The 23,765-nt window shown below is 48.0% G+C and carries 23 protein-coding genes; 3 read left to right on the top strand and 20 right to left on the bottom strand.

All coding sequences use genetic code 11. The annotated features are described in order from the left end of the window. Positions 1-55: 55 nt before the first annotated feature. The 7 genes from EC604_RS25525 to EC604_RS25495 form a co-directional block, all read right to left on the bottom strand. Positions 56-928, bottom strand: coding sequence for a lipoate--protein ligase family protein (locus EC604_RS25525; RefSeq protein WP_123066849.1), 873 nt, complete (start codon positions 926-928; stop codon positions 56-58). Positions 929-1,203: 275 nt separating this feature from the next. Beyond that, on the bottom strand, positions 1,204-1,797 hold the full coding sequence (gene folE, locus EC604_RS25520) for a GTP cyclohydrolase I FolE (RefSeq protein WP_090924577.1): 594 nt from the start codon (positions 1,795-1,797) through the stop codon (positions 1,204-1,206). A 56-nt stretch (positions 1,798-1,853) separates the two neighbouring features. After that, positions 1,854-2,117, bottom strand: coding sequence for a YneF family protein (locus EC604_RS25515; protein WP_123066848.1), 264 nt, complete (start codon positions 2,115-2,117; stop codon positions 1,854-1,856). A 176-nt stretch (positions 2,118-2,293) separates the two neighbouring features. Next, positions 2,294-3,319 carry an HD-GYP domain-containing protein gene (locus EC604_RS25510; protein WP_123066847.1) on the bottom strand — a complete coding sequence of 342 codons (1,026 nt, stop codon included), beginning with the start codon at positions 3,317-3,319 and terminating at the stop codon, positions 2,294-2,296. A 15-nt stretch (positions 3,320-3,334) separates the two neighbouring features. Continuing rightward, positions 3,335-5,284, bottom strand: a complete 1,950-nt coding sequence (queG, locus tag EC604_RS25505; RefSeq protein WP_123066846.1) for a tRNA epoxyqueuosine(34) reductase QueG — start codon at positions 5,282-5,284, stop codon at positions 3,335-3,337. A gap of 184 nt (positions 5,285-5,468) precedes the next feature. Beyond that, positions 5,469-6,074 (bottom strand): signal peptidase I, encoded by a 606-nt coding sequence (gene lepB / locus EC604_RS25500; protein WP_429352066.1) that lies wholly within the window; start codon positions 6,072-6,074, stop codon positions 5,469-5,471. Positions 6,075-6,374: 300 nt separating this feature from the next. Beyond that, on the bottom strand, positions 6,375-6,800 hold the full coding sequence (locus EC604_RS25495) for a GNAT family N-acetyltransferase (RefSeq protein ID WP_090924581.1): 426 nt from the start codon (positions 6,798-6,800) through the stop codon (positions 6,375-6,377). Positions 6,801-7,219: 419 nt separating this feature from the next. Between EC604_RS25495 and EC604_RS25490 the strand changes: the two genes are divergently transcribed. Beyond that, positions 7,220-7,831, top strand: a complete 612-nt coding sequence (locus tag EC604_RS25490) for a superoxide dismutase (protein WP_123066845.1) — start codon at positions 7,220-7,222, stop codon at positions 7,829-7,831. A gap of 64 nt (positions 7,832-7,895) precedes the next feature. Here the strand turns inward: EC604_RS25490 and mutY are convergent, their stop codons facing one another. From mutY to EC604_RS25465, 5 genes are all read right to left on the bottom strand, one after another. Beyond that, positions 7,896-9,164 (bottom strand): A/G-specific adenine glycosylase, encoded by a 1,269-nt coding sequence (mutY, locus tag EC604_RS25485; protein WP_123066844.1) that lies wholly within the window; start codon positions 9,162-9,164, stop codon positions 7,896-7,898. Positions 9,165-9,337: 173 nt separating this feature from the next. Continuing rightward, on the bottom strand, positions 9,338-9,754 hold the full coding sequence (acpS, locus tag EC604_RS25480; RefSeq protein WP_123066843.1) for a holo-ACP synthase: 417 nt from the start codon (positions 9,752-9,754) through the stop codon (positions 9,338-9,340). Positions 9,755-10,057: 303 nt separating this feature from the next. Further along, complete coding sequence (gene nadE / locus EC604_RS25475) at positions 10,058-10,867, bottom strand: ammonia-dependent NAD(+) synthetase (protein WP_123066842.1); 810 nt, start codon at positions 10,865-10,867, stop codon at positions 10,058-10,060. Positions 10,868-11,054: 187 nt separating this feature from the next. Further along, positions 11,055-11,489 (bottom strand): BrxA/BrxB family bacilliredoxin, encoded by a 435-nt coding sequence (locus EC604_RS25470; RefSeq protein ID WP_123066841.1) that lies wholly within the window; start codon positions 11,487-11,489, stop codon positions 11,055-11,057. A gap of 221 nt (positions 11,490-11,710) precedes the next feature. Beyond that, positions 11,711-13,405 carry a two-component system sensor histidine kinase NtrB gene (locus tag EC604_RS25465; RefSeq protein ID WP_161557042.1) on the bottom strand — a complete coding sequence of 565 codons (1,695 nt, stop codon included), beginning with the start codon at positions 13,403-13,405 and terminating at the stop codon, positions 11,711-11,713. A 195-nt stretch (positions 13,406-13,600) separates the two neighbouring features. Between EC604_RS25465 and EC604_RS25460 the strand changes: the two genes are divergently transcribed. Further along, entirely contained in the window at positions 13,601-14,869 is a 1,269-nt protein-coding gene (locus tag EC604_RS25460; protein WP_123066839.1) for an NAD(P)/FAD-dependent oxidoreductase, read from the top strand. Positions 14,870-15,217: 348 nt separating this feature from the next. On the opposite strand, the gene EC604_RS25455 is transcribed toward EC604_RS25460, so the two are convergent. From EC604_RS25455 to EC604_RS25425, 7 genes are all read right to left on the bottom strand, one after another. Next, positions 15,218-15,463: a hypothetical protein gene (locus tag EC604_RS25455; protein WP_123066838.1), complete on the bottom strand. Its 246-nt coding sequence runs from the start codon at positions 15,461-15,463 to the stop codon at positions 15,218-15,220. A 347-nt stretch (positions 15,464-15,810) separates the two neighbouring features. Then, entirely contained in the window at positions 15,811-16,221 is a 411-nt protein-coding gene (locus EC604_RS25450) for a hypothetical protein (protein ID WP_123066837.1), read from the bottom strand. Positions 16,222-16,431: 210 nt separating this feature from the next. After that, positions 16,432-17,685, bottom strand: a complete 1,254-nt coding sequence (locus EC604_RS25445) for an ABC transporter permease (protein WP_123066836.1) — start codon at positions 17,683-17,685, stop codon at positions 16,432-16,434. A 16-nt stretch (positions 17,686-17,701) separates the two neighbouring features. After that, positions 17,702-18,439, bottom strand: a complete 738-nt coding sequence (locus EC604_RS25440; RefSeq protein ID WP_123066835.1) for an ABC transporter ATP-binding protein — start codon at positions 18,437-18,439, stop codon at positions 17,702-17,704. Between the two features lie 188 nt (positions 18,440-18,627). Further along, on the bottom strand, positions 18,628-19,290 hold the full coding sequence (locus EC604_RS25435) for a hypothetical protein (RefSeq protein WP_123066834.1): 663 nt from the start codon (positions 19,288-19,290) through the stop codon (positions 18,628-18,630). A gap of 48 nt (positions 19,291-19,338) precedes the next feature. Next, a complete protein-coding gene (locus EC604_RS25430; protein WP_161557041.1) occupies positions 19,339-20,673 on the bottom strand; it encodes a hypothetical protein in 1,335 nt (444 codons plus the stop codon). Between the two features lie 213 nt (positions 20,674-20,886). After that, complete coding sequence (locus EC604_RS25425) at positions 20,887-22,218, bottom strand: MFS transporter (RefSeq protein WP_123066832.1); 1,332 nt, start codon at positions 22,216-22,218, stop codon at positions 20,887-20,889. 461 nt (positions 22,219-22,679) lie between these two features. Between EC604_RS25425 and EC604_RS25420 the strand changes: the two genes are divergently transcribed. Further along, on the top strand, positions 22,680-23,141 hold the full coding sequence (locus tag EC604_RS25420) for a MarR family winged helix-turn-helix transcriptional regulator (protein ID WP_123066831.1): 462 nt from the start codon (positions 22,680-22,682) through the stop codon (positions 23,139-23,141). 99 nt (positions 23,142-23,240) lie between these two features. Here the strand turns inward: EC604_RS25420 and EC604_RS25415 are convergent, their stop codons facing one another. Beyond that, positions 23,241-23,732 (bottom strand): hypothetical protein, encoded by a 492-nt coding sequence (locus EC604_RS25415; RefSeq protein WP_123066830.1) that lies wholly within the window; start codon positions 23,730-23,732, stop codon positions 23,241-23,243. Positions 23,733-23,765 lie beyond the last annotated feature (33 nt).

Genomic DNA, 23,765 nt, shown 5'->3' with positions numbered 1-23,765 from the left:
GAAATCACATCATACCATCTCTCTTCACCAATTCCAAGCCTACCTGCAAAAGAACTCAGTCGTAGCGCTGTTTCATCTGTTCTGTCGTCAGAGACACATCATCCGCATCAACAGAAAGCACCCGTTCTGTCTCTGCATGAGGATATCTGCTACGCAGTGTGCGTACCAACGAAGCCGTATACGCAGCCGTGGATGGCACCCCTGCCAGCTCTTGCAAACTTGCCATAGTTCCGGGCTTTACCTCAGGATATCCCTCGGCTACTCCCCCCGAGGCCTCTTCATAGAATTTACGCACCTCCGCAGCAAGCCGATCCCCCTGACCTTCCACAATGATAAATGCTGTAATGATGTAGGCTTTGGCCTGACGCCGCTGGGCAATGCCGCAAAATTTCAAACCACCCACACTGACATCATAATCCCCAGGACAGAACGCCCCCTGTACTTCTCCGGTCTGCGCCTGAGTTGACCAGGGAGTTAACGACTCGGCAATGATCGAAGCCATCTCGCGGAAATCATCATGAATATTAATGGCGTGCCCCGGATTGGGCAAAATCAGCGACACATTGACAACACCCGGATTCAACGGAACTGCGGCACCACCAGAAGGCCTTACACAGACAGCTGTCCCCTGACCTCTAATAGCATCCATCGCTTCGACTGCCCGAGGCAGCCTTCGGTCGCGTAAGCCGGCCACAAAGGCATCTGGATGCCGCCATATATGAGCAACAGGCAGATGGCCTGCCCCCACGCGTCTGCACATCACTTCTTCCCATGCAAAAGCGTCAAGCACACTGCTGTCACGACGCATAAGCGGTGTCTCCCAAATTTGCAAACGCAGCGATGAATGCTTCTCAGCGGATATCCTTTGTACAATCAACTCGCTCTTCTCCGGCTCAGGCAGTTGATTGGATTGGGAAGGTATATTCATCGTCCATAACCTCCGACTATCGAATTCATATGTAGTTTCAGTCCCTCCGACAAATACGAAAAAAAGCCCTATATAAATAAGCCGGTTCCCCAAGGAACTCGGCTTATTTAGGGCGTGTCTGAAAACGCTGAAGAAAGCAGATTTTTCCAAATTTCCGTTCCAAGCAAGGAAGTTTCCCGCAGGCGTGCCGGGGCACGTCAAGGGGAAGTGACGTAGCAGGGGGCGAAAAAGGGGGAAAAGATGCACTTCAGTAGGTTTCAAGACACGCCCTAGTATTACTCTTTAACCAAAGACAGAAACTCGGCACGCTGTGCAGGATTATCACGGAAAGATCCACGTACAGCAGAGGTTACCGTCTTACTGCCCGGTTTCTTCACGCCGCGGGAGCACATGCACAAGTGCTCACCTTCAACGACAACCATCACACCATGCGGTGCAACCGCTTCTGTCAAAATGTCCGCAATCTGTGATGTAATACGTTCCTGTACTTGAAGACGACGCGTTACCGCTTCAACCAGGCGTGCCATCTTGCTCAGACCCACAATTTTTCCGCTAGGTATATATCCAATATGGACTTTACCAAAAAACGGTGCCATATGGTGCTCGCACTGGCTGTAGTACACGATATCTTTCACGATAACCAGCTCTTCGTGATTCTCGTCAAAGGTGACACCCAACACGTCACGGGGATCTACTTCATATCCGCCAAAAATCTCTTCGTACATCCGGGTTACACGCGCAGGCGTTTCCAGAAGTCCTTCACGTGTGCTATCTTCTCCGATCAATTTGAGAATCTGTTCGACATGATACTCGATCTTCTCCCGATTGTCGGATACTTTGGAATTCAAATAATCTTTCACGCCAGCCACTGCCAAGCGCCTCCTTTCGAACCACATCCTGCAAGCGATTTAATTACCCACAGCTATTATTTTCGGCGGCCCGAGTTTTTACGCGCAGGATGTTGAGTCGGCTGAGGCATTTTTGCGCCTGGCTGCTGGTTCTTCATCATCTGCTGGGCACGCTGCATTTGCTTGCCATTCAGGTTATAACCCATTTGCTTCGCCATTTTCTGTAACATGTCAGGGTCGCTTTGCATTTTCTCAAGCTGTTTACGCAGGTAGAACACCCCGATGAAAAATCCACCGACCAGACCCACAATCAATGTAATAATCGGTATTACAATCTCCATCTCTTAGACACCTCTGTATGCAATATGCAATCTAAAAAAACTGATGATCTGTGCTTGTACACATCATGAATGATGAAGATTATACCACGATGCAAACATAACACTGACCTGATTTCCTGAGAGTTATCATAGCATTTCCACACGTCCTGAGCAAACGCATTTTCCAGTTTTCCTGCTTAAGTCAGCACACCTTCGATAAAGACCGTTGTTTGCTTGGCCAGATCAATCTCAACGACATCCAGCGAATAGCGTGTGCTGCCGCGAGCCACCCGAATGATCGGTCTGCCTGGCAGACCCCGGTGTTGCCGAACAATGACGCCCGTTTCCTTCGTAGACAACCGAACAGCCGTCCCGTTGGGATATACGGATACACTTTTGTTAAACTCAATCAGGATATCCCGGTCCAGCTTCGTTCCGGACATCGCCATCATCTCCTCACACGCTTCGTGCGGCAACATGCTGCTACCTGACAAACCGTTAATGAGATTATCATAGATGTTAGCCGCACTGACAATTTTGGCGAATAGATGGATATCTTTGCCCCTGATGCCCCTTGGTACACCACTGCCATCTTCATGTTCATGATGCTGTAGCGCAGTGTGAGCAACAAGCAAGCTGAACTCACGTTTATTCTTGATCACTTCAAAGCCACGCCATGTATGATGCAGCTTTGAAGAAGGCATCGTGCCAGGAGTTTCACCTACTTTTCCAATATCATGCAGCAGGGCGCCTACAGCCAGATCCTTGAGCTGATTGTAGTTAAGCCCCATATTCAGCCCAATAACCGAAGACAACAAACAGACATTCATCGCATGAACATATTGTGCATTGTCTTGGGTTCGGATATCGGTTAACTGCACCAGCAATTCTCGCCCGTTTAGCACATCATTCAATAATTTGTCTATACTGAGCGCAACTTTCTTCGGGCTCCAGTCTTTCCCGGACCGGACCGCTTCCAGCGTAACGCTCATCTCATTGATAATGGCCCGTTTCGTGGCTTCATCCAGAATATCTTCTGTATCCACATCTTTAAACGCTTCATCCTGGATGTACAGCGTGGTTACCCCGATACGCTTCAGCGTATTGACCATAAACACGGTAAGTTCGACTCCGGCAGACAACAATACCGTACCGTTACTGGAGTACACCGTCTTGCCCAGAATCTCACCCGCCTCCACGCTTTCCACGTTTACATACTTCATGAACGTCCCCCGCTCTTACGATTGCTGCTCCAATGCGAGCAATTGCTCCTTGGTTTGCAGACCGCCTGCGTAACCCACCAGGGTGCCGTCTTTACCGCTCATGCGATGACAGGGAATAATAATCGGGATTGGGTTCTTGCTAATAGCATCCAAAACTGCACGTACAGCTTTGGGCCTGCCGATCTTTTCCGCAACCTCTTGGTGGGTTAAGGCTTCTCCATAAGATATATCGGACAGAACCTCCCAAACTTGTAGCTGGAATGCAGTCCCATACTGCTTAAGCTTCAAGTCAAATGTCGTTCTTTCCCCAGCAAAATACTGCCCTAGCTGTTTAGCAGCTTCGCTGAGCCTCTCTTCATTTTTCTCATATCGATATTCACCGACCCACGTACGGGCCCATTGTTGCAGATGAGCTTCCCGAACATGAAAAGCACCAAAATCGATATGACACAGTCCTTCATCGGTTGCACATACGGTAAGTGTCCCGATCGGTGTCAGCACCTCATCATAATACACAGGCTTGCCGTGAAGCCCAGTTACTGCAGACGGCTTCCATGCAGCTGCTTCGGATCTGCCAGAGGAGACGGACTGCTCCGGCTCACCTTCACCTTCACTCTTACTACCGTTCGTAGTCCACTGAATGTCCTTTCCAAACTCCGTATCTCTTATCTGAGATAAAAATTCGGTTTGTCCGTCTTTCACAACGCCCTCTATGTCTACTCGTTCTTGCTCTATCGCGTGCACTTGCTTCGCCACATTCACTTGTTCCGCCTGTGACGGATCGGGTAAGGTCTCGGACGATAACAATCTCTCCTTGGCCTTCTGCAGCATACTTAGCACGTTCCCATCTTGTTCGATCGCGGCAGCTTCCCCAATAGCTCTCATGGCATCTTCTCCTCCAATTCTGCTCAGCGCCCAGGCAGCGGTTCCCCGCAGTTCCGGACGCGGATCACGCTTCAGTACCTGCGTTAGTTTCGGTACAGCGCTTTTGTCTTTGAAATTGCCTAGTGCAATGACCGCATTGCGCTGGATCGGCTTTTTGCCCCGCCAAGCGGCAGAGCTTTGACCGAAACGTTCCTTGAATTCACGGTTGCCGATATCCAGCAGCGGCAACAGCAAAGGTTTTACAACCTCAGGATCGGGATGAAACTCGGGATGATGATCCCAGTTTTTGCCCCGATTTTTCGGACATACAATCTGACATGTATCACAACCGTACAGGCGGTTGCCTATTTTCAACATAAACTCTTCATCTAAGAACCCTTTTGTCTGGGTCAGAAAAGAAATACAACGCTGCGCGTTCAATTGGCCAGGGCCAACCAGCGCACCTGTAGGGCAGGCATCAATGCATTTCGTGCATTCCCCGCAATCCTCAGTTACGGGAGTATCCGGCGGGAACGGAATGTTCGTGACAAGCTCCCCCAGGAATATCCACGAACCGAATTTGGGCGATATAATCGAGCAGTTCTTGGCACTGAACCCGATCCCCGCCCGTTGCGATACGGCACGATCCACAAGCACACCTGTGTCCACCATACTTTCAATGATCGCTTCCGGTACGCGTTCACGGATAAAGTTCACCAGCTTGTCCATCGCCGCGCGAAGCACCTGGTGATAATCCTGCCCCCAAGCCGAACGAGCAAAAATGCCGCGGTACGCGCCAGGCTCCGACTTCGGCGGATTAACCATTTTGGACGGATAAGCTACAGCTATGGCGATCAGGGAAGCAGGTTCGCTATCCGGCAGGGCGGGATGCACTCTTTTTTCAATATCCGGTTCTTCAAATCCTGACGCGTATCCCTTATCCCGAGACTGCTCCAGCAGTGACTTCAAAGAAATAAAAGGGTCCGCTGAAGCGAATCCAATATCATCTATTCCCAGTTCCGGGCCTGCCGCCTTGATCTCCTGCTTTAACGCTTCCCATACGGAGGCGGCCTGTGCTGCCCCGGTCCGTACGTTCGTCATTGTTCTTCCCTCTTTTCTATAAGGCACGTAATCTCGTTATCTTTAAACAATGAACGCCCGCCTCACTTAAGAGACCAGGCGCTGAACTATAACGATATATGTCTTGCATCAGATTAAATGTACAGTCTACGTGCCTGTATGGTTAAACGCAAATTGCGCTTCGAAGTTGTTGTAGTCCAACATTTTACAGCTTTTTCATCTCGGAGAATGGCCAGAAAATAAACTCGGCTTTGCCGACAATCTCGCTGGAAGTTATACTCCCAAACACACGGCTGTCCTTGCTTTTGCCTTCATGACGATTATCTCCCATGACGAAGAAATGATCCGATGCCAGCGTAAGCGGCCCAAAATCAGGGTCCTGTACCTCAATGTCGGTGTAACTCTCTGCCTGCTGAACACCATTTACATATAGATGATGGTCTTTGACCTCAATTGTATCTCCAGGAAGTCCAACGATTCGTTTCACCAGAAAATCCTTCTTGCCTGCATCTTCACTCGGATCACGAAGAACGATCACATCCGACCGGGCTGGTTCACCGAAATGATAGACCATCTTGTTCACAAACAGACGATCGGACTCGACCAGCGTTGGCTGCATAGACTGTCCTTTGACCATCGACAGATTGAATACAAACAGGTTCAGCAACATCATGATCACAAAGGCCACCACAATGGTCTTCACCCAGTCCCACAATTCAGCTGTCCAGGACTTTCCTGCTTGCTCTGGGACAGGCTTCTGATTTTGCTCCTCAAACGTCGAATGCTCCATAGAAGGCATATTAGAATTCAAAGAGACACCTCATTTATCAGTTTGTAGATTATAACGTATAACCTTGGTCGTACTCCTTTTCAGTCTACTCTATTTGGAAGAGCGAAACAATTGGAGATGGTCACCAGCATTCTGAACCATACAATCTTTATAAGTGCACGCTTTGGAAAAATAAAAAAAGGATGCATATCTAGCGCTGCCTCCTCATATAAATAGAAAAGGCATATCTATCACGCCATGATGCGTGAACAGACATGCCTAATATGAAAATGAAACTCTCTTTATTTCTTTATCTAACTACACCGAATTTACCTGCATCGATTAAGCCTTGGACAAAATACTAAGTTTCTGGAAAGCACTCAGGATCTTATTGGCACCATACCCCATTGCTTCGTACAAAGGCATGGCTGCTTTGTTGTGCTCATCACCGGCCACCCATATCTGGCTGACTTTGCGCTGCTGGAATCGCTGTTCCATAGCCTCGACAAGTGTTTTGCCGACACCGCGGCGACGATAGTCTGGATGAACCGCAATACGATAGATGCATCCCTGGTTTTGATCAATCGTACCGATCAATGCGCCGACGAGGTCTCCCTCTTCTTCCGCAACCATGATCAGATCAGAATCCCATGACAATTGACGGGCAAACGGGCCCATCGTGTTTTCATAACACTCTTCCGATAGTGCAACCTGGAGAAGCTCCGTCATCTGGCTTGCATCACTCAACTGAAAGGAACGAACGTGCATGTTTGAAATCTCCCTTTTCGTTAGCTTAAGATGAGGTTTTACAAAAAAGGGAATCCCCTTTTACCAAAAACCCGATGTTCATAATAATGACAAAAAACGAGAAAATACCGCTTCTCCGTCAATTAAACCATACTTTACTCCAGAAAACACGCATTTTCTTCTGTAAGCGCTTTATTGTAAACGTTTACAATGATTAACTTTGATTTTTATCGATTATTTCCGTCAAAATATTATAATTTTAGTCATAATGGGTAAAATATGTTTGTTATCTCTGGCCTAGCTTTTGATTAACGGTTCGAGGGACTTAATAAACAAAAATGTTGATTAATTATCCCGAATGCGGTTTAATAATAGTGACAAGGGTATTATTACATATGTACCTTAACAACAAATCACAAAATCTCAGGAGGTATTTCACTATGGCTTTTCAATTACCGGCACTTCCTTACGCTAACGACGCACTGGAACCACATATCGATGCGCAAACAATGGAAATTCACCACGATCGCCATCACAACACTTACGTAACTAACTTGAACGCAGCTCTGGAAAGCGCTCCTGAACTGCAAAACAAAAGCTTGGAAGATCTGATCGCTAATCTGGACAGCGTACCGGAAAGCATCCGCACAGCGGTTCGTAACAACGGCGGCGGACATGCTAACCACAGCTTGTTCTGGGAAATCATCGGACCTAACGGCGGCGGCGCACCTACAGGTGACATCGCAGCAGCAATCGACAGCGAACTGGGCGGCTTTGACAAGTTCAAAGAAGACTTCGCTAAAGCAGCTACAACTCGTTTCGGTTCCGGCTGGGCATGGCTCGTTGTAGGCAAAGATGGCAAATTGTCCATCACTAGCACGCCTAACCAAGACAGCCCGCTCTTCGAAGGTCTGACTCCAGTTCTGGGTCTTGACGTATGGGAGCACGCGTACTACCTGAAATATCAAAACAAACGTCCTGATTACATCGGTGCATTCTGGAACGTAATCAACTGGGATGAAGTAAACAAACGTTACGCAGCAGCGAAGTAAGACGCTGTTCGAATAAAAGAGCCTGAATCGATCCTTGTGATCGACTCAGGCTCTTTGTTGTTGATTACTCCGTTGCCTCATCATAGGCGCCAGCAAAATAGTTGCGAAGAAGCTTCAAAAAGACATTAGGGAAAGCCAGCTTCTCCATATCTTCCGGGCCAATCCACTGATACGTGAGGCCATCACCTTTACCTGTCAGGGCTTCCTGCGCCGCACGAGCGGCGGTAGATGCAGATGACTCTGCAGCTGGAGCTGCTTCCGCCTGTGATGCCGCCTGTGCATCGTAGGCGGCTCTAGCTTCCGCGGCGATCAGCGGAAGCTCACTGCTCTGGTCCTGCTCGGTGCACTTGTACACCTGCAGGCTCCAAACAATGTGGCTGAACACATGCTCCGCATGGGTAGCCAGCCCTTCCGGGCGGGCAGCGAAGCCTTCCGCCCACAGACTGCCGGCCAGCAGAGCCATGGCCGGCTCATCCGCCAGCGGCGCTGCCGCCTTACCCGCTGCGGCAGGTGCCGCCAGCACATGCGGCAGCTCCCACATCCGGGCCAGCAGGCCTGTCTCTGGGCGCTGGCGCACAAGCACACGGCCGCGATGAGCACCGCGGCCTTCCACCAGGGCAACCAGCCGCTGCTCAGGGCGCGGCGGCTTCGCTTTGGTCTTGACCGGCAACGTAAGCTCCCTTCCGGCAATTCTGCCGGAACATTGCTCCATCACCGGGCAAGTCAAGCAATGCGGCGCTTTGGGTGTGCACACCAGCGCGCCAAGTTCCATTAGCGCCTGGTTGAAATCACGCGCCCGCCCTTCCGGAATGAGCTCTCCCGCGAGCTCTTCCATCAAAACCCGGGTGCTGCCCTTCATAATATCCTCATCAATGAGGAAATATCGGGACAGCACCCGCATCACATTGCCGTCCACCGCTGGCTGCGGCTGGTTGAAGGCAATGCTGAGAATGGCGCCGGCTGTATACGGGCCGACTCCTTTTAACGCAAAGACGCTCTGCTTGTCTTGCGGCATCTCTCCGCCGTGCAGCTCCATAACCTGCTTAGCCGCCGCCTGAAGATTACGCGCCCTCGAATAATATCCGAGCCCTTCCCAATTTTTCAGCACCTCTTCCTCCGGTGCCTCGGCAAGAGCCTGAACAGTCGGGAAATTCCCGATAAATCGGTTAAAATACGGAATCACCGTATCTACGCGCGTCTGTTGCAGCATAATTTCCGAAACCCAAGTAAAATACGGATTGTTGTGGCGGCGCCACGGCAAATCCCGACGATTAATCATGTACCACTCCAGCAAATTCACGCTGAAATGTCGTTTCTGTTCTTGTAAACCCATATGCCCTTCCTTCCCTGTATCCCCAATTTTCCGAAAAGTTCACTATATAAATGAAAAGGCGGTGCCACGGCTATCTGGTCTAATGATTACGGCTATCCGTCGACCTCAGCCATGCGGGTATTCCTCAAGCGGGTCAACCGTACTCTGCACCTATTCATACCTGTCCATTTCCCTTACGTCTCTTCCCCGTTCACTTCATGTATCTGCTCCACAATGGCAAATGCGGCCGCCAGCTCCGTCTGATGTGTAATGCTTAGGTGAATCTGGTACCTCTGAACACATGGTAGCCGAAGCCGCTCCCAGGCCTGACTAGACACTGTAGCGACCGGACGACCGGACGGATCAGGTAACACTTCGATGTCTTGAAAACCCATGACAGCGCCGATCCCACACCCGAATGCTTTGGACACTGCCTCTTTGGCCGCAAAACGTCCGGATACAAACTCCGCCATTCGTTTCCCGCGCCTAGCCGCAATTTCTCGTTCAGCCGGAGTTAAAATACGCTTCATAAACGCCTCTGCCTGACGACCAGACAGCAACCTGCGCGACCGTTCAATCTCTAATACATCGTTGCCAATGCCATATATCATAACGATTCACCTGCTTAATCTTTTAGGCTGTAAAAGATAATCCTTACTTCAACGAATCCGTATCTTTCCGAACACGTATTCTATTGTAGCAGGAGGCGTGCATGGATGCGAGCACCTGTTATCCACATTCCCACTTTTGCTAAAATTTTCTGATCCGCAAGTATTCACCGTGATAATAACGAGTAGCGCGGTTGAGATCATACAACAAAAAGAGCCGCTGCTCAGGGCAGTGACTCTTTTTTCAAGCAACGAATCATTTTCAAAATAAAACACGTTGCTCGAATTTATTCTAAATTCCCGGCATTAAATACCAGGAATCGCATTCCGTTTGTGATGTGTGCGTGTGTAAAACGCCTCTAAGCGCTCTTGTGCAGCCGGGTCAATCTGCTTGCCCTCAAGGTAATCGCTGTTCGCCTCGTATGAGATGCCCAGCTCGTCCTCATCCGTTTGCCCTTCCCATAGTCCAGCCGAAGGAGCTTTGTCCAGAATGGATTGCGGCACTTTCAGGTAAGCAGCCAGCTGACGAACCTGACGTTTGTTGAGTGTGCTCAGTGGCGTAATATCCACCGCTCCGTCGCCCCATTTGGTGTAAAAGCCTGTAATCGCTTCGGATGCATGATCCGTACCTACGACCAGCAGGTTTTCTTCAAATGAAAGCGCATATTGCATCACCATACGTGTTCTGGCTTTCACATTACCTTTGCCTTGGTGAGTCATATGGCGCGGACTCCCCAGGGATTTGAAGCCCTGCTCCACTTCCAGTGCAATTTCATTCACGGCATCTTCGATGTTTGTTTCCACGACATATTTCAGATCGTATGCTTTCGCTACAGCATAGCTATCCTGGATATCCGCTTGCTCTCCATAAGGCTGGAACACACCCAGCGTTTTGTATTCTTGATTGTTTTCTGCAGTAAGCTCGTCCGTGGCTTGTTTGCAAAGGGCTGTCGCTACAGCACTGTCAATACCGCCGCTAATAGCAATGAGCAGTCCTTTGGTGCCGGAATTTTTTACATACGTTTTCAGAAAGTCCACACGCTTGCGTACTTCCTCAGCTTCATTAATGCTCGGTTTAACCTTCAATTCAGCGATGATCTGTTGTTGCAAACTCATCGTTCATACACCCCGTTTCTACATGAATAGGATTTTGATGCCCCATTTGAAAGGTATTTTGATACTTGGCTTGAAAGGTGATTTGATGTCCAGCTAGAAAGGTTCGAATGGTTCAATAACCTGATCTGTCCAAAATGAAACGCCCCGGCATCGGGCATCCGAGGTGCGGGGCGTTCTATGAAGCGGATTAACGGCAGTAACGTTCAAACGCACTTGTCAGGTCAGCCGCGATCTCCTCTGCAGAACGATCTTCCACTTGGTGACGCTCGATAAAGTGAACGAGTTCTCCGTCTTTCATCAAAGCAATCGACGGTGAGGATGGTGGATATGGCGCAAAGAATTCACGAGCCTTTGCCGTTGCTTCCTTGTCTTGACCTGCAAATACGGTGTAAAGGTGATCCGGTGTAATATCGTTCTGAAGTGCCTGAGCAACCCCTGGACGACATTGACCTGCTGCACATCCGCATACAGAGTTAATTACAACCAGTGCTGTTCCTTTAGCATCCGGCAAGCTTGCTTCAACCTCTTCTGGTGTGCGCAGCTCCTGGATTCCCAGACGAGTCAGCTCATCCCGCATTGGCTGAACCATATCTCTCATGTATTGATCAAATGACATCGACATTCAGTTTCACTCCTTATAATGGTTGTTCTATGATCTCGTTTGAAAAGTTAGAGGACAATAGCTATGCACAAACGAATGCGTCCATATCGAAAAAAATGGATACACGCTGTGCTATTCCTATTATACATCCCCATGCAATGAAAGCAAGGTTCAGACAACACCTGCGGAACAGCTTTCTCTCACTTATTATGGCTAATGGTCTGGCAAAATATGCTGACACGCTAACGCTGAAAGGCAACCTTGAACGTCGTTCCATGCCCTTCTTCGGATTCAACGGTAATTGTGCCATTATGGCGTTCGACAATGCTCAGACACATGGATAATCCCAGTCCGGTTCCTTTTGCTTTGGTTGTATAAAACGGTTCAAACAGCTTTTCCTGCTTCACTGGCGGTATCCCCGGCCCCGTATCGTGTACACACAGTTCCACCCTGTCATCAACCATCCGGGTTTCCAAGGTAAGCACACCTTTTTCGGTCATCGCTTCCATTCCGTTACGAGCAAGATTCAATACGACCTGTTTGATTTCTTTCGCATTTAGATGCAGCTTCGGCACATTATGGGCCAGCATCAGTTCGATGCTCTGACCTCTTAGGTTGGCGTCTGCCCATAGCAAAGGACTAAGTTCATGAATGATATCGTGTAATTGTGATTCTTCTTTTTCTGCTATACGGTTCTGAGCCAGGGACAGAAAATCATTGATGATACTGTTCGCTCTGTCGAGCTCCTCCATAACGATTCGATAATAATGATTCAGGGAATCAGGACTCTTTTCCTGCATTAACTGCAGAAACCCTCGCACCACAGCCATCGGATTGCGTACCTCATGCGTGATGCTTGCCGCCATCTGTCCCACCAAGCTTAGACGATCCACATTATCAAGTTCGCTGCGCAGCATCTCAAGCTCGGTAACATCCTGAATAATGAGTATTGCTCCCGAGACTTCCTTCGAGCCTTCCGCAGCATAAGCATAGATCGGCACAGTTCGGGAAAGAAATACATGCGAGCCGTATCGCACCGTCAGCACACTTACTTCACCATGCACAACCGCTTGCTGGATGCTGTGCTCCATCTTATCCGCCTGTTCTTGCTCAACAAATTGACTGGCGTGATGCCCAATTAAGTTATGTGCCGATGTGCATGGAAGCTGTTCTTTTGCCGTTTGCTTCATCAGTTCGTTTACAAACACAACTTTGCCTTCGACATCTACCGTGGCTATAGAAAGAGGTACTGCATTCAAAATCTGGTGCAGTTTCTCTGTTTCACTCATGTAATGGTGATGCACCTCAGACAGTTGCTGTTCCATTCCGCGATAACGTCCCATCCGATCCAGCCACAACTGACTCATGCTCCCAGCAGCCAATGCACCTGCCATATATCCAAGTGCTGACAAAATCAGATAAAGCTTGGAATATGTCGTATCAGGATAGACATAAACCATCCATAACAGACTTGCAACAGCCAGTTCAGCGGTAATCAGCGCGATGACCGTATTCATTTTGCGGGAACATGTATTATGCTTGAATCGTTTGGCAGACAACCATACAATAGGATAGAGAAGTATTCCCGTATGAAGAAGAAATCCGTACAGATTATAGGGATGTGCTAATAGAAAATAGAAGAGAATATGTAGAATGGACAAGGCAGCGCCTATGTGGGCTTTACAATATAGAATCGCAAGAGTGACCGGGATAATACTCAGGGATATAGGAACGGTCTCGGAACCTACGGATAATGCAAAAATCAGACAGAGCAGCATGCTGATGACACTTGTTGCCGCAAAGCTGAAATTGACTTTATCTGCGTGATCCATTCGCATGACCTGTTGTTTGGAGAGACCCAGATAAAATAAGGGAATCAGGAATACTGCCGATCCGGCCAGCAGTACTTGTAAAAGAATGTCCTTTAACGCAACCACAACGTCATCTCCTCCTCTACCTGCACATTCCCTCATTTAATTCTGATTAAAACATAGGCGACAGTATATTACAATATATCGCTTAAGACTGCAAAATAGAACACCGTATTACCCTGTCTGATTTCAGAAAAAGGCAGCAGCAGACATTGTCTATAAAAACCAGACAAAATTAATCAAAAAAGAAGGTAATTATATATGTATGACGTTATCGTAATCGGCGGCGGTTCAGCAGGTCTGATGGCTTGTGTAGCTGCGGCCGAGCATGGAGCCTCCGTCCTGTTACTGGATAAAGGAGATCAATTGGGACGTAAACTGGGTATTTCCGGCGGAGGACGCTGTAATGTAACCAATGCCAAAGAAACGGATGAACTGATTCGACATATTCCGGGTAATGGACGGTTTTTATACAGCTCGTTTCAAAATCTGGACAATCAGGGCATCATGCGTTTTTTTGAAAATCTCGGCATTGCCTTGAAAGAAGAAGACAACGGCCGAATGTTCCCCGTCACAGACAAAGCCAAAACGGTTGTTGATGCGTTAGTCGGGAAAATTGTATCCCTTGGCGTCGAGATTCGTACTAAAGAACCTGTGAAAGAAGTTATTCAGAACGGTCAGCAAGTGCAGGGTGTTAAGCTGGCTTCAGGCAAAATCATTCACGGCCGCTCCGTCATTATTGCAACAGGCGGCAAATCTGTGCCGCAAACCGGTTCCACAGGTGACGGATACCCTTGGGCTGAGGCAGCTGGTCATACCATCACAGAGTTATATCCAACCGAAGTGCCAATTGTATCTGGAGAGAGCTGGATTCAGTCTAAAGAACTGCAGGGCTTGTCCCTGCGTGATATCGCACTGTCTGTACTCGATGCCAAAGGCAAAACGGTTATCTCCCATCGTGGAGACATGCTTTTCACTCATTTTGGCGTATCTGGCCCGGTTGCTCTGCGTTGCAGTCAATTTATTCGCAAGGTTCAGATGAAATCAGGGAATACACAGGTCACCATGAGTATCGACCTCTTCCCTGACTTTACCCCTGCTGCGCTGGAAGCACAAGTGAAGCAAGGCCTAGAGCAAGAGTCGCGCAAGGCTGTCAAAAATATTTTGAGAACATGGGTGCCTGAGCGTCTGATTCCTCTATTGATGAAACGTGCCGAGATCGGGGATGATCTGACATTTCACCATTTTCCAAAAGGTATGTTAAACCATCTGTGCGAATTGATGAAGTCCTTTACTTTCCGCGTAGACGGCACAAGATCGCTTAAAGAAGCCTTTGTTACCGGAGGTGGGGTTCACTTAAAGGAAATATACCCTAAAACGATGGAATCCAAGCTGCTGCCTGGACTATTCTTTTGCGGCGAGGTACTCGATATTCACGGTTATACTGGCGGTTATAACATCACCGCTGCTTTCTCTACAGGGTATACTGCGGGTATGCATGCCGCGGAGTACAGACATGCTAACGTGTAGGTAATTTGGTGTTTGATGTGTGGTGGTTGGTGGTTGGTGGTTGGTGTTCTACTTTTCACTTTCGTCGGCCATGGTCGACGGCAAGTGCCTGTGCCTAACGATGTTGACGTAGGGTGAGCGAAGTATGTCTAGGTGCAGACTGCTGTGGTGGAATGTTGCTTGTCATTTGTCAGGTATCGGTGTTGTATGCACGTTGTAGACGTGGCTTTAATGTGCTCATCAATACATTGGCTAGTGTCGGGTGTTGTGGTCCGTTTCGGTGTGATGCTGATAGTTGGTGAGTCGCTTTGAACGTGGTTCAAGCGCTAACGATCACCACGAACCTTATTTCGTGAAAATTGACCCTTTTTAAATTCTAACGATCACCAGTAACGCTATTTGGCACCAAACAGGCCTTTCCAGCTTGAAATGATTCATTTCTGCCAAAATAACGTCTCTGGAGATCGTTAGATTTTCAAACACCTCAAAAATCGAGCAAATAGCGTTCCCTGTGATCGTTAGAAAATGATCAGGTACAACACTGGCCGATGGGCCAATTACATAAAATGCATCATACGATTGTGCAAAAAAAGGCACCCATATGTCATTATCCATGATCAGGGTGCCTTTTGCTTTGCTTTAACAACTATTCTTTACAGCTCTAATTGGAGTTCCAGATACACCTTGCCCTTTAATGCAACATAGTTGCGGGCTAGTATGTTGGTGCAGGACTGCAATTGGTAGTGTTGTTAGGACTGTTTTGGGTACTGTTTTGGGTACTGTTCTTGGTACTGTTCTTGGTACTGTTCTTGGTACTGTTCTTGGTACCGTTCTTAGTACTGTTGTTGTCACGTTATTACAGTTGTTGATGGCATCCGGTACTGATGTTGTGGCCACTTTCATTCTAACCTTTGGTACCGTCTTCCTCTTTTCCCCATCTACACTAGTTCGTAGTTCTCACCTCAGGCTTTAACGCTACCGGAAAATCCATCTGCCGAATCATCATAAACCGGATCATCACTATAATTATGCTCTCCCTGATCTACACTTTGATCAATGTTGTGACCGTAATTTACCGTTTGGCTCCCGCCGCGCGCATAGCTCTCGTCCCAGTCCTCGTTCACTACATGTGCCGGAATGGATACATTTTGGAACTGATCCGGTTCATCCACTGAGGAAGCAAACACCGCACTCCCTCCATGTGATTGCACGATCTCTACTGCGGATTGCGGGTCCTGCCGATCCGTCGGAATATATAATTCAAGTGGTGCAGATTGATATGGCTTATAGCCTAATTCCTCCAAGGTTGCTTTTGCCTCAAGCAGTGCCGAAGGATCGGAAAAATGCACTTGAAGCTCACCGTTATCCATCATACTCTACGCCTCCTTACTATAGATATTTCTATCCTCGGTCTGTGAAACCTATTGAAAATCAAGACATCCATGAATCAAGACATACATGAACAGGACACCCATAACATTCATGTGCTTCACATACCTTTTCTTCTATAGCATGGGCAGTTCAACCAAGTGATATGCGCTTCGGGCAGCAACTTCCTTTCACGCATAGTGATGCAAAAAAAATCATGAACGGGTCTGTCTGATCAAGCCTGCAACGGACACTACAACATAACCCAATGCCGCCGTGCATGCAGCAGTCAGAAAACCGGGAAGCCAGCCCAGCCAAAACACTCCCATGACATATCCCATCAGCGCAACAAGTGGAAGTAACAACATACGCACCATGATGGAGCCTGCCTCATGCAGCGCAGCAGAATCATAGGTGACAAGCTGAACATACTCCGAGGTTGCCAGTCCATCCCATGCACGGTACAACATCACGGTGAGCATAATCACCAGTAACCCACACACGATGACATTGACCGGAAACGGCGGCAAGGCTACCGCTGCGATAGACAACCCACCTAGTTGCAGATATAATTTCAACGTCTCGGAATTACGAAGAAATGCTTTAAATGCGATCTCCGCTGTCCGATTTCGAATGGAGCGTTTACGGAATAACTTGCGAGGTTTACGGAAAACGATTGTTCGTGTCTGCGGAGACTTCGGCTTGCTCACGGCCTGACTTAACATCAGTGCGGTCAACCTGAGCCTGCTTCGCAAATCCTCGCGCACATCGCCCTCAAACGTACCTTTCATACGTAATCTCATCTGGATCATCGTAATGAGCAGCAGCAGAACGGCGGCAATACTGAGCATCATTTTCCACGTATACATGTCCCCTAACATCCAAGCGGATGTGCGAACAGTCATCCATCCCATGGCGATCACAAGTGAGGCCAATGAAAGCCAGCGCCGCCATCCCGTATATCGAACTTTAATTATATGTATAGCAATGACTTGAAGTGACGCTACGGTTCCCAACCAGAAACTTGTCAGCACAATCTGTAAAAGAGACATCTCGTATACACGAACGAGCAGCGGCGCAACAAAAGCGGTAATAAGCATCATTTTTCCAAATTGTAACACCGTCACCCGCCAAAGCCCGCGCATCATCAATGTTCGCATCCAGACCGTTCTGGATTTCAAGAATAATACATCGGCTTCCTCGATAAAAAGCAGAACTCCACCCGTCAGGATGATCAGTTCGAGAATCCCCGTTAGTAGAGGGAATGATATACTGGTTGCCCATGTTGGCAATGCGTTCGTCCACAGACTGGCATACCAGCCGATAAAATATAGCAGACCTGGAATCAGCAGATACAGCCAGACTGTCCAGTCCACCACAAGTTTGAAGTTGCGCCACTGTTCTCGAAGATGCTCTTTCTGTCTTCTCTGATATAGAAGATGCGGGGTATAACGTTTGGGCTCAACCATCAGGTTTCTCCTTTCTTCAATCCGATGTTAACGTGTCAAAGCAATCAAACAAAGATGCTTCCGGCATTCCCGCCGTAGCACGAATTTCATTCAACGTTCCTTCCGCAGCCGACCTGCCGGCAGCAATCAGAATAAAACGGTCACAGATCCGTTCAGCCGTATCGAGCACATGTGTAGACATTAACACGCCCGCTCCTCGGCGGCGCTCATCATCAAGTAATTTCAGAAAATCCTTTGTTGCACGTGGATCTAAACCGATAAATGGCTCGTCCACAATATAGATATCCGGTGAAGAGAGAAATCCGATCATGAGCATCATTTTCTGACGCATGCCCTTCGAGAAACTCGCTGGAAGATCATTACGGACATGATCCATACCAAAACGGGCTAACAGTTCTTCTGCTCTCGAAACAAATACCTCTTCTTCTATTTCATATGCTGCGGCGGCCAGATCAAGATGTTCCCACAAGGTCATGTACTCGTAAAAAACAGGCTGTTCGGGAACGTAGGCGTAACGCCCTTCCCCACCAATGGTTACATCATAATCGGCATGCTCCAGCAGGCCAAGCAATGTCTTGATGGTTGTACTTTTACCTGCACCATTGGGCCCGATAATCCCGACCAACTCTCCCGGCGCCACGTGCATTCGAATATTCCGGATCGTAGACTGCCCTGGTGCGTAACCTGCTTCGCGAATATGTACGTTCAGAATGGAATTAGATAAAGCTGTTTCTTCCTGCGATGCATATTGCATGGCTTAACCACTCCTGTTCTTATCCATTTTTACGTGATGAACTATTTATATTGTAAATGAGTTTTGAGTATCATGTTTGATCAAATTGAGCAAAAAGTAAGCCATTCAATTCTATTGTTTCTAATCCCATAAAAAGAAGCAGGGGTTCCGGAGCCCCTGCTTCTTCATGTTACAGTGAAAAACTCATATTACCGATTGCTCTCCACCATGGTCATCGTTTCGCTTTCTGCATCCGCATTAGCGTTCAGACCCAAATCCAGCTTACCGCGGCTTTCGCTGGCATAGCTGCTGCTTGCGGTACGCTCACGGTCATTCCCGTTACTGCTGCGCTCGGATTGAGCCATCGTTGCACTCTCTCCTTCCGCTTTCGCGTTCAGACCCAGATCGAGCATGCCGCGGCTTTCGCTGGCATAGCTGCTGCTTGCATTGCGTGCCTGACCGTCTCGTGAATACTCGTTCATCGTTGCTGCTTCTCCTGACACATTGGCATTGAGGCCGAGGCCCAGTTTGCCAGAGCTGCTTGACTCGCTCGTAACGTCCGAAGATTGGTTATTGTAACGGTTCATGTTCTCGGCGGATACATCAGCGTTTAGCCCTAGATCCAGATTCAATGCACCGCTTGCACTGGAAGAACCTCCGTAGTTACTCGTATTCCCGTGACCAGCGTCACGTTGTCCTGATAGCAATGATCCCAGTTCCAGACGCAAACCTGCATTTAAATCCAAATTACCGTTGCCGTTGCTGTTGCTGTTATAGCTATCTGCATATGTTAACTGCGAAGCCCCTAGCAATCCAGCTACAAGCGTACCCGACAATACCGACAATTTTACCCAACGATTCACTTTTTTCATGATAATATACACTCCTTCTCATTTTGGTTGAATTAACGCCATTGTTGTTTATGAGAAAGAGGTATATTTCGGCGGCTGACCTGGTGGTGCTTGTGACCACTGGCTGAAACCATCCAAACGTTCCATGTCAAAAGCAAAGTCGTAACCCGGCATCATCAGACTTGTTATGGTCAAAGGCAGTGCTACAGCCGGAACGGATGCTCCGCCCCCCGTCACACCAGACGAACCGGAGCTTGTACCTGTAGAGGTACTCGTTGCAGAGGGAGCTATTCCCATAACAGACCAGTTGGCCGGTCGTTCTACCCGTGGTTGCCATGGTGCAGAGGCTTCATCCTGCTTTTTAGGTAATGCTTGATCCGCATTCAGATTACCTTGACCTTGGTTCTTCGCTGTTGATTTTCCAAAGGAAGTGGCCTTTTGCAACCATTCATTATCCAGTAAAGATACGTTTGAACTTGTCTCCTCAGCACGTTGGTTCAGACCATCCTGCTTCACAGGCACAGCCCGAGAAACAGCAGGCTCTGTTACCGAGCCTGGAGTGATCTCACGATCCATCACCTGACCTGTAACCTGTACTTCATCCCTTGCCGTGTTCTGTCCAATCATCTTGCCCTGAGACGAAGGTGAATCGACTGCCTTACTAGGCTGATCTGAAGTATCCGCAGGTTGCTCCGGTTTCGCAACCGGAAGTTCAATCTTCCCTCTACCAGAATCAATTTCTGTTGCTACACCAGTAGCAGGTACGTTTGCTTTCACCTTTGGAAGCTGTACCTCGCCTTCGCTCAGATTCACACCTGATGCCCTGACATCCACCGATGTAACTTCAGGAACATCAACTTTCACGGAAGGAAGTTCAACCTTGCCTTGCCGCAGGTCTGTGTGTACAGCAGACGTCTCTGCTTTGATGACCTCGGGAACCTCGGCTTTTATACCCGGCAAGGAGGCTGTACCCTCCTGTAGATTCACCTGACTGCTGGACACATCTGCTTGAATGACAGGCGTGTCTGCTTGCACAGAAGGAAGATCCACCGTCCCTTGCTTTGCATCGATGCCAATCTTCGATGTCCCTGCCGATCCAAGCGGTGTATCCACTTTCAGCTCAGATACACTTAGTTTGCCGGTAGATGCATTCGTTTGGATCGAAGGAACTTCTACACCCAGCAGTGTTGTGGACACCGATATTGATGGAGTCAGATCAAATCCGCCATCAGCATCGCGTGAAAACAGGTTCAGTGACAATCCGCTGGACGGCTTGCTTGAACCGGCCTCATTTGAAACATCATCTGCATAGACATGCGATGAACCGAAGCCCATAACCAACGTTCCGGCCAAAATGGCTAACGGAATGCTTGCCAGACGAGTGATCGATATGGGTAATTTCACCTTTAAGTTCAAGTTGCTTCACCCCCTTTCCGCGCTAGCGTTGATGGGACAAGGCATATGAGTTTTCCCCTATGATTAATTAGAATACAGGGATTTCTGCCTGTTCCTCATTAAACGTGAAGGCATTTCCTCAAACGATTTTTCAGTGAAAACATTTTAAATTTAAATTAATTTCTGCCTTCATGCTGGGCGATTACCTCTCCAAAAACCACCTTACGACCCTTCACCGGTTGCCACAGACTGTGCCGGGGGAACTACTTCCACATCTCTATTCTTGGCTCTTGGCTTCAACAAGTACAGTAGACCGAGCAGTGTCAGCAGCATACCTGAACTTACAAACGCAGGCACAACACCAAATGATGTCACTAGTAGTCCGCCTACCACAGGGCCGAATATGTTGCTTGTTGTCATCACACTGCCCACAGTACCAAACACCCTGCCTGTCATCGGCTCAGGGGTCTGTTCTTGTAGCAGAATCTGAAAAGGCACGACTGCAAACCCGATGCCGACACCTGCCAAGGCGAACAGTGAAATCAGAAGCAACTGTGCGCCTATTCCTGCTGAAGGCCATACGACAACGACTATTCCTGCCGTCCCGATGACAAGGCCTGTTACAGCGGTTCCCAGACCCATTTTTAACCCGTGACTCGCTGTTTTCCATTTTCGGACACTCATCGCCGCAATTAACGTTCCGACACCACTTGCCGCAACACACCACCCAAGCAGATCACCCGAAATGCCGGGAAGCTGCCTGAATAAAACAACCGTTTGTGAATCGGCAAACTGCAGAAACAAAATCGCGGATGCTAGTAAAAAAAGTGACGTTCCGACATGAGGCAGAGAAGCTAGCATACGGATGCCTTCAAGTGTTTCTTTCCAAAAGGATTGTTTGACTTGAGTCGATCCTGCTGTCTTTTCCTCTACTCCTGTTACGTTAGAATTCGCCCGTTGGATCACCCGATGTCCGGGAATCCACAATAAAATGAGGCCAGAGATCAGAAATGACGATGCATCCAGCACAAAACACCACGTGATCCCAAACCCGGCTACAAGTAACCCGCCCAGCGCCGGACCGATAATTTTGGACATCTGTTCAATCACCGAGCTAATGGACACTGCTTGAGCAAGCTGGTGGTGTGGCACAATTTCTTTCAATTTGCCGTTCTTGGCGGGTGAGAACATGACATCAAACAGAGATTTAAGAATAAGCAATACATAAACATGCCAAATCTGATCCGCAAAAATAAATGCACCCACGATGATAATCCGGGCAGCATCCGCTGTAATCATCATCCACTTTCGGTTCAGGCGATCTGCCAGAGCACCGGCAAACGGCCCTGTGAGCAGCATCGGCAATGCCGCAGACAACATCACAAACGTGATCTCCCACGGCGTTGCGTTCCAGCGAAGCCCAACCAGAGTGAAGATAGCCAACAGATGCAGCCAGTCCCCCAAGTTGGATATCGCCTGAGATACCATCAATGTTACGAATGCACGATTCTGTTTTAGTGCCCCTTGCCCCGCTGCAATGTAGTTTGTTGCCATCTCACTTCTCCTCCATCATTTTCCGAATGTCTAATATGAAAATGATTATATAAAAGATGCTCAGGCAGAACCTCCTGCCCAAGTCGGAGATGAAGGAACATCCACAGGATGATTTTTCATTTTCTGGTATGTTGCACTCTAACCCATTTCATTGCTCCAATCGAAAATATGTATTATAAATCGTGACAAATGATCAAATTTTAAATGCTAAAAATGCAAATCTTGTGACATATCGCATGTTTTTCAGGCAAATTGAGGTCTACAATGAACATATGACGATCCTTCGATTCGTCAATCGATATAATGATCCAACTCATATAAGTTGATCTGATCTTTTACAAAACGCTTTATATAAGTTTAACTTTATGCACGGGTAAATCACCCTTAGTTCAAACTTATACAGCAACGAGAACCTTCATATCACGTCAACTTATATAAATACAATGAAAGGCGGGATCAGCATGCTGGAATTACAAGAGATCGGAACCGAACGTTCACTTCATCTGTACCGCACCTTGGCCCATACGTTCAAAAGTGTGAATGAACACGCTGTATCTGGAAGCAAAGTACATGGTTTTAATCCAACTGCCTACGGAGTGCTCGAAGTGTTATATATGAAAGGAGCACAACCGATCCAGCAGGTAGGAGCTCAACTGCTGTTGCAGAGTGGGAACGTTACCTATGTCATTGACAAGCTGGAGCAAAAAGGGCTTCTACGCCGCAAACATTGTCCGCAAGACAGACGAATCATTTTTGTCGAACTGACAGAAGAAGGCCAGCGCACGATGGATGACATCTATCCAGGATATGCGCTCAAGATTGATCGTGCAGTCAGCGGTCTAAGCGAAGAGGACAAAGAACTGCTGTCCGAGCTTCTAGGAAGACTGGCGCATGGTGCAGAAAGTCTGTCTGCAAGCAGCTAAAACCGTATGTGCACCACATCCGAGCTAGGTTACCAGGTTTACGTTGGATAACTTAAAAGAGTGGTAGAGATGAAAAAACCGGATGGGCCTGACCAAGGCTCATCCGGTTTTTGCTTGTGTATTATTTTTTAGCCAATAGGACCCTGCCCTCAAAATATATTGCCAGCCCAGAAAGATCAGGGTCATGATACAAATCTGGCGAATGGCGTCCATGTAAAGAAACGTATTCCCCCGAAACACAAAAATAGAGAACAGAACACCGCTTAATCCTGCTAATAGAACATAACCAATCATTATGGAAACAACCTGCATCGCAACTCCCTTGAATCGTCGCGTCAAGGACATAGTTACCGCATCCGTTAAAAGTGACAGCGGAAGAATAAGAAAAATGGCGATTGCTAGAGTAATCAGTACAGCTATAACTAATGAATACCATAGCGGATAATAGTACGTATTCTCCATTCGCTCGGCAATCGGTACATAATTAATAAAAACCATAATGACAGAGATTGAAATACAGGTCAGCAATGCTGAGAAGATACGGACAGGAAAGGAAACGGAATGCAGGGCTAGCCCCTTCGGGTTACTCAAGTCACATCATCCTCCTTTTTCCAATTCATCATA

This window comes from Paenibacillus amylolyticus (assembly GCF_003719335.1).
GTDB lineage: Bacteria > Bacillota > Bacilli > Paenibacillales > Paenibacillaceae > Paenibacillus > Paenibacillus amylolyticus_D.
This window is presented reverse-complemented; position numbering and strand designations above follow the sequence as displayed.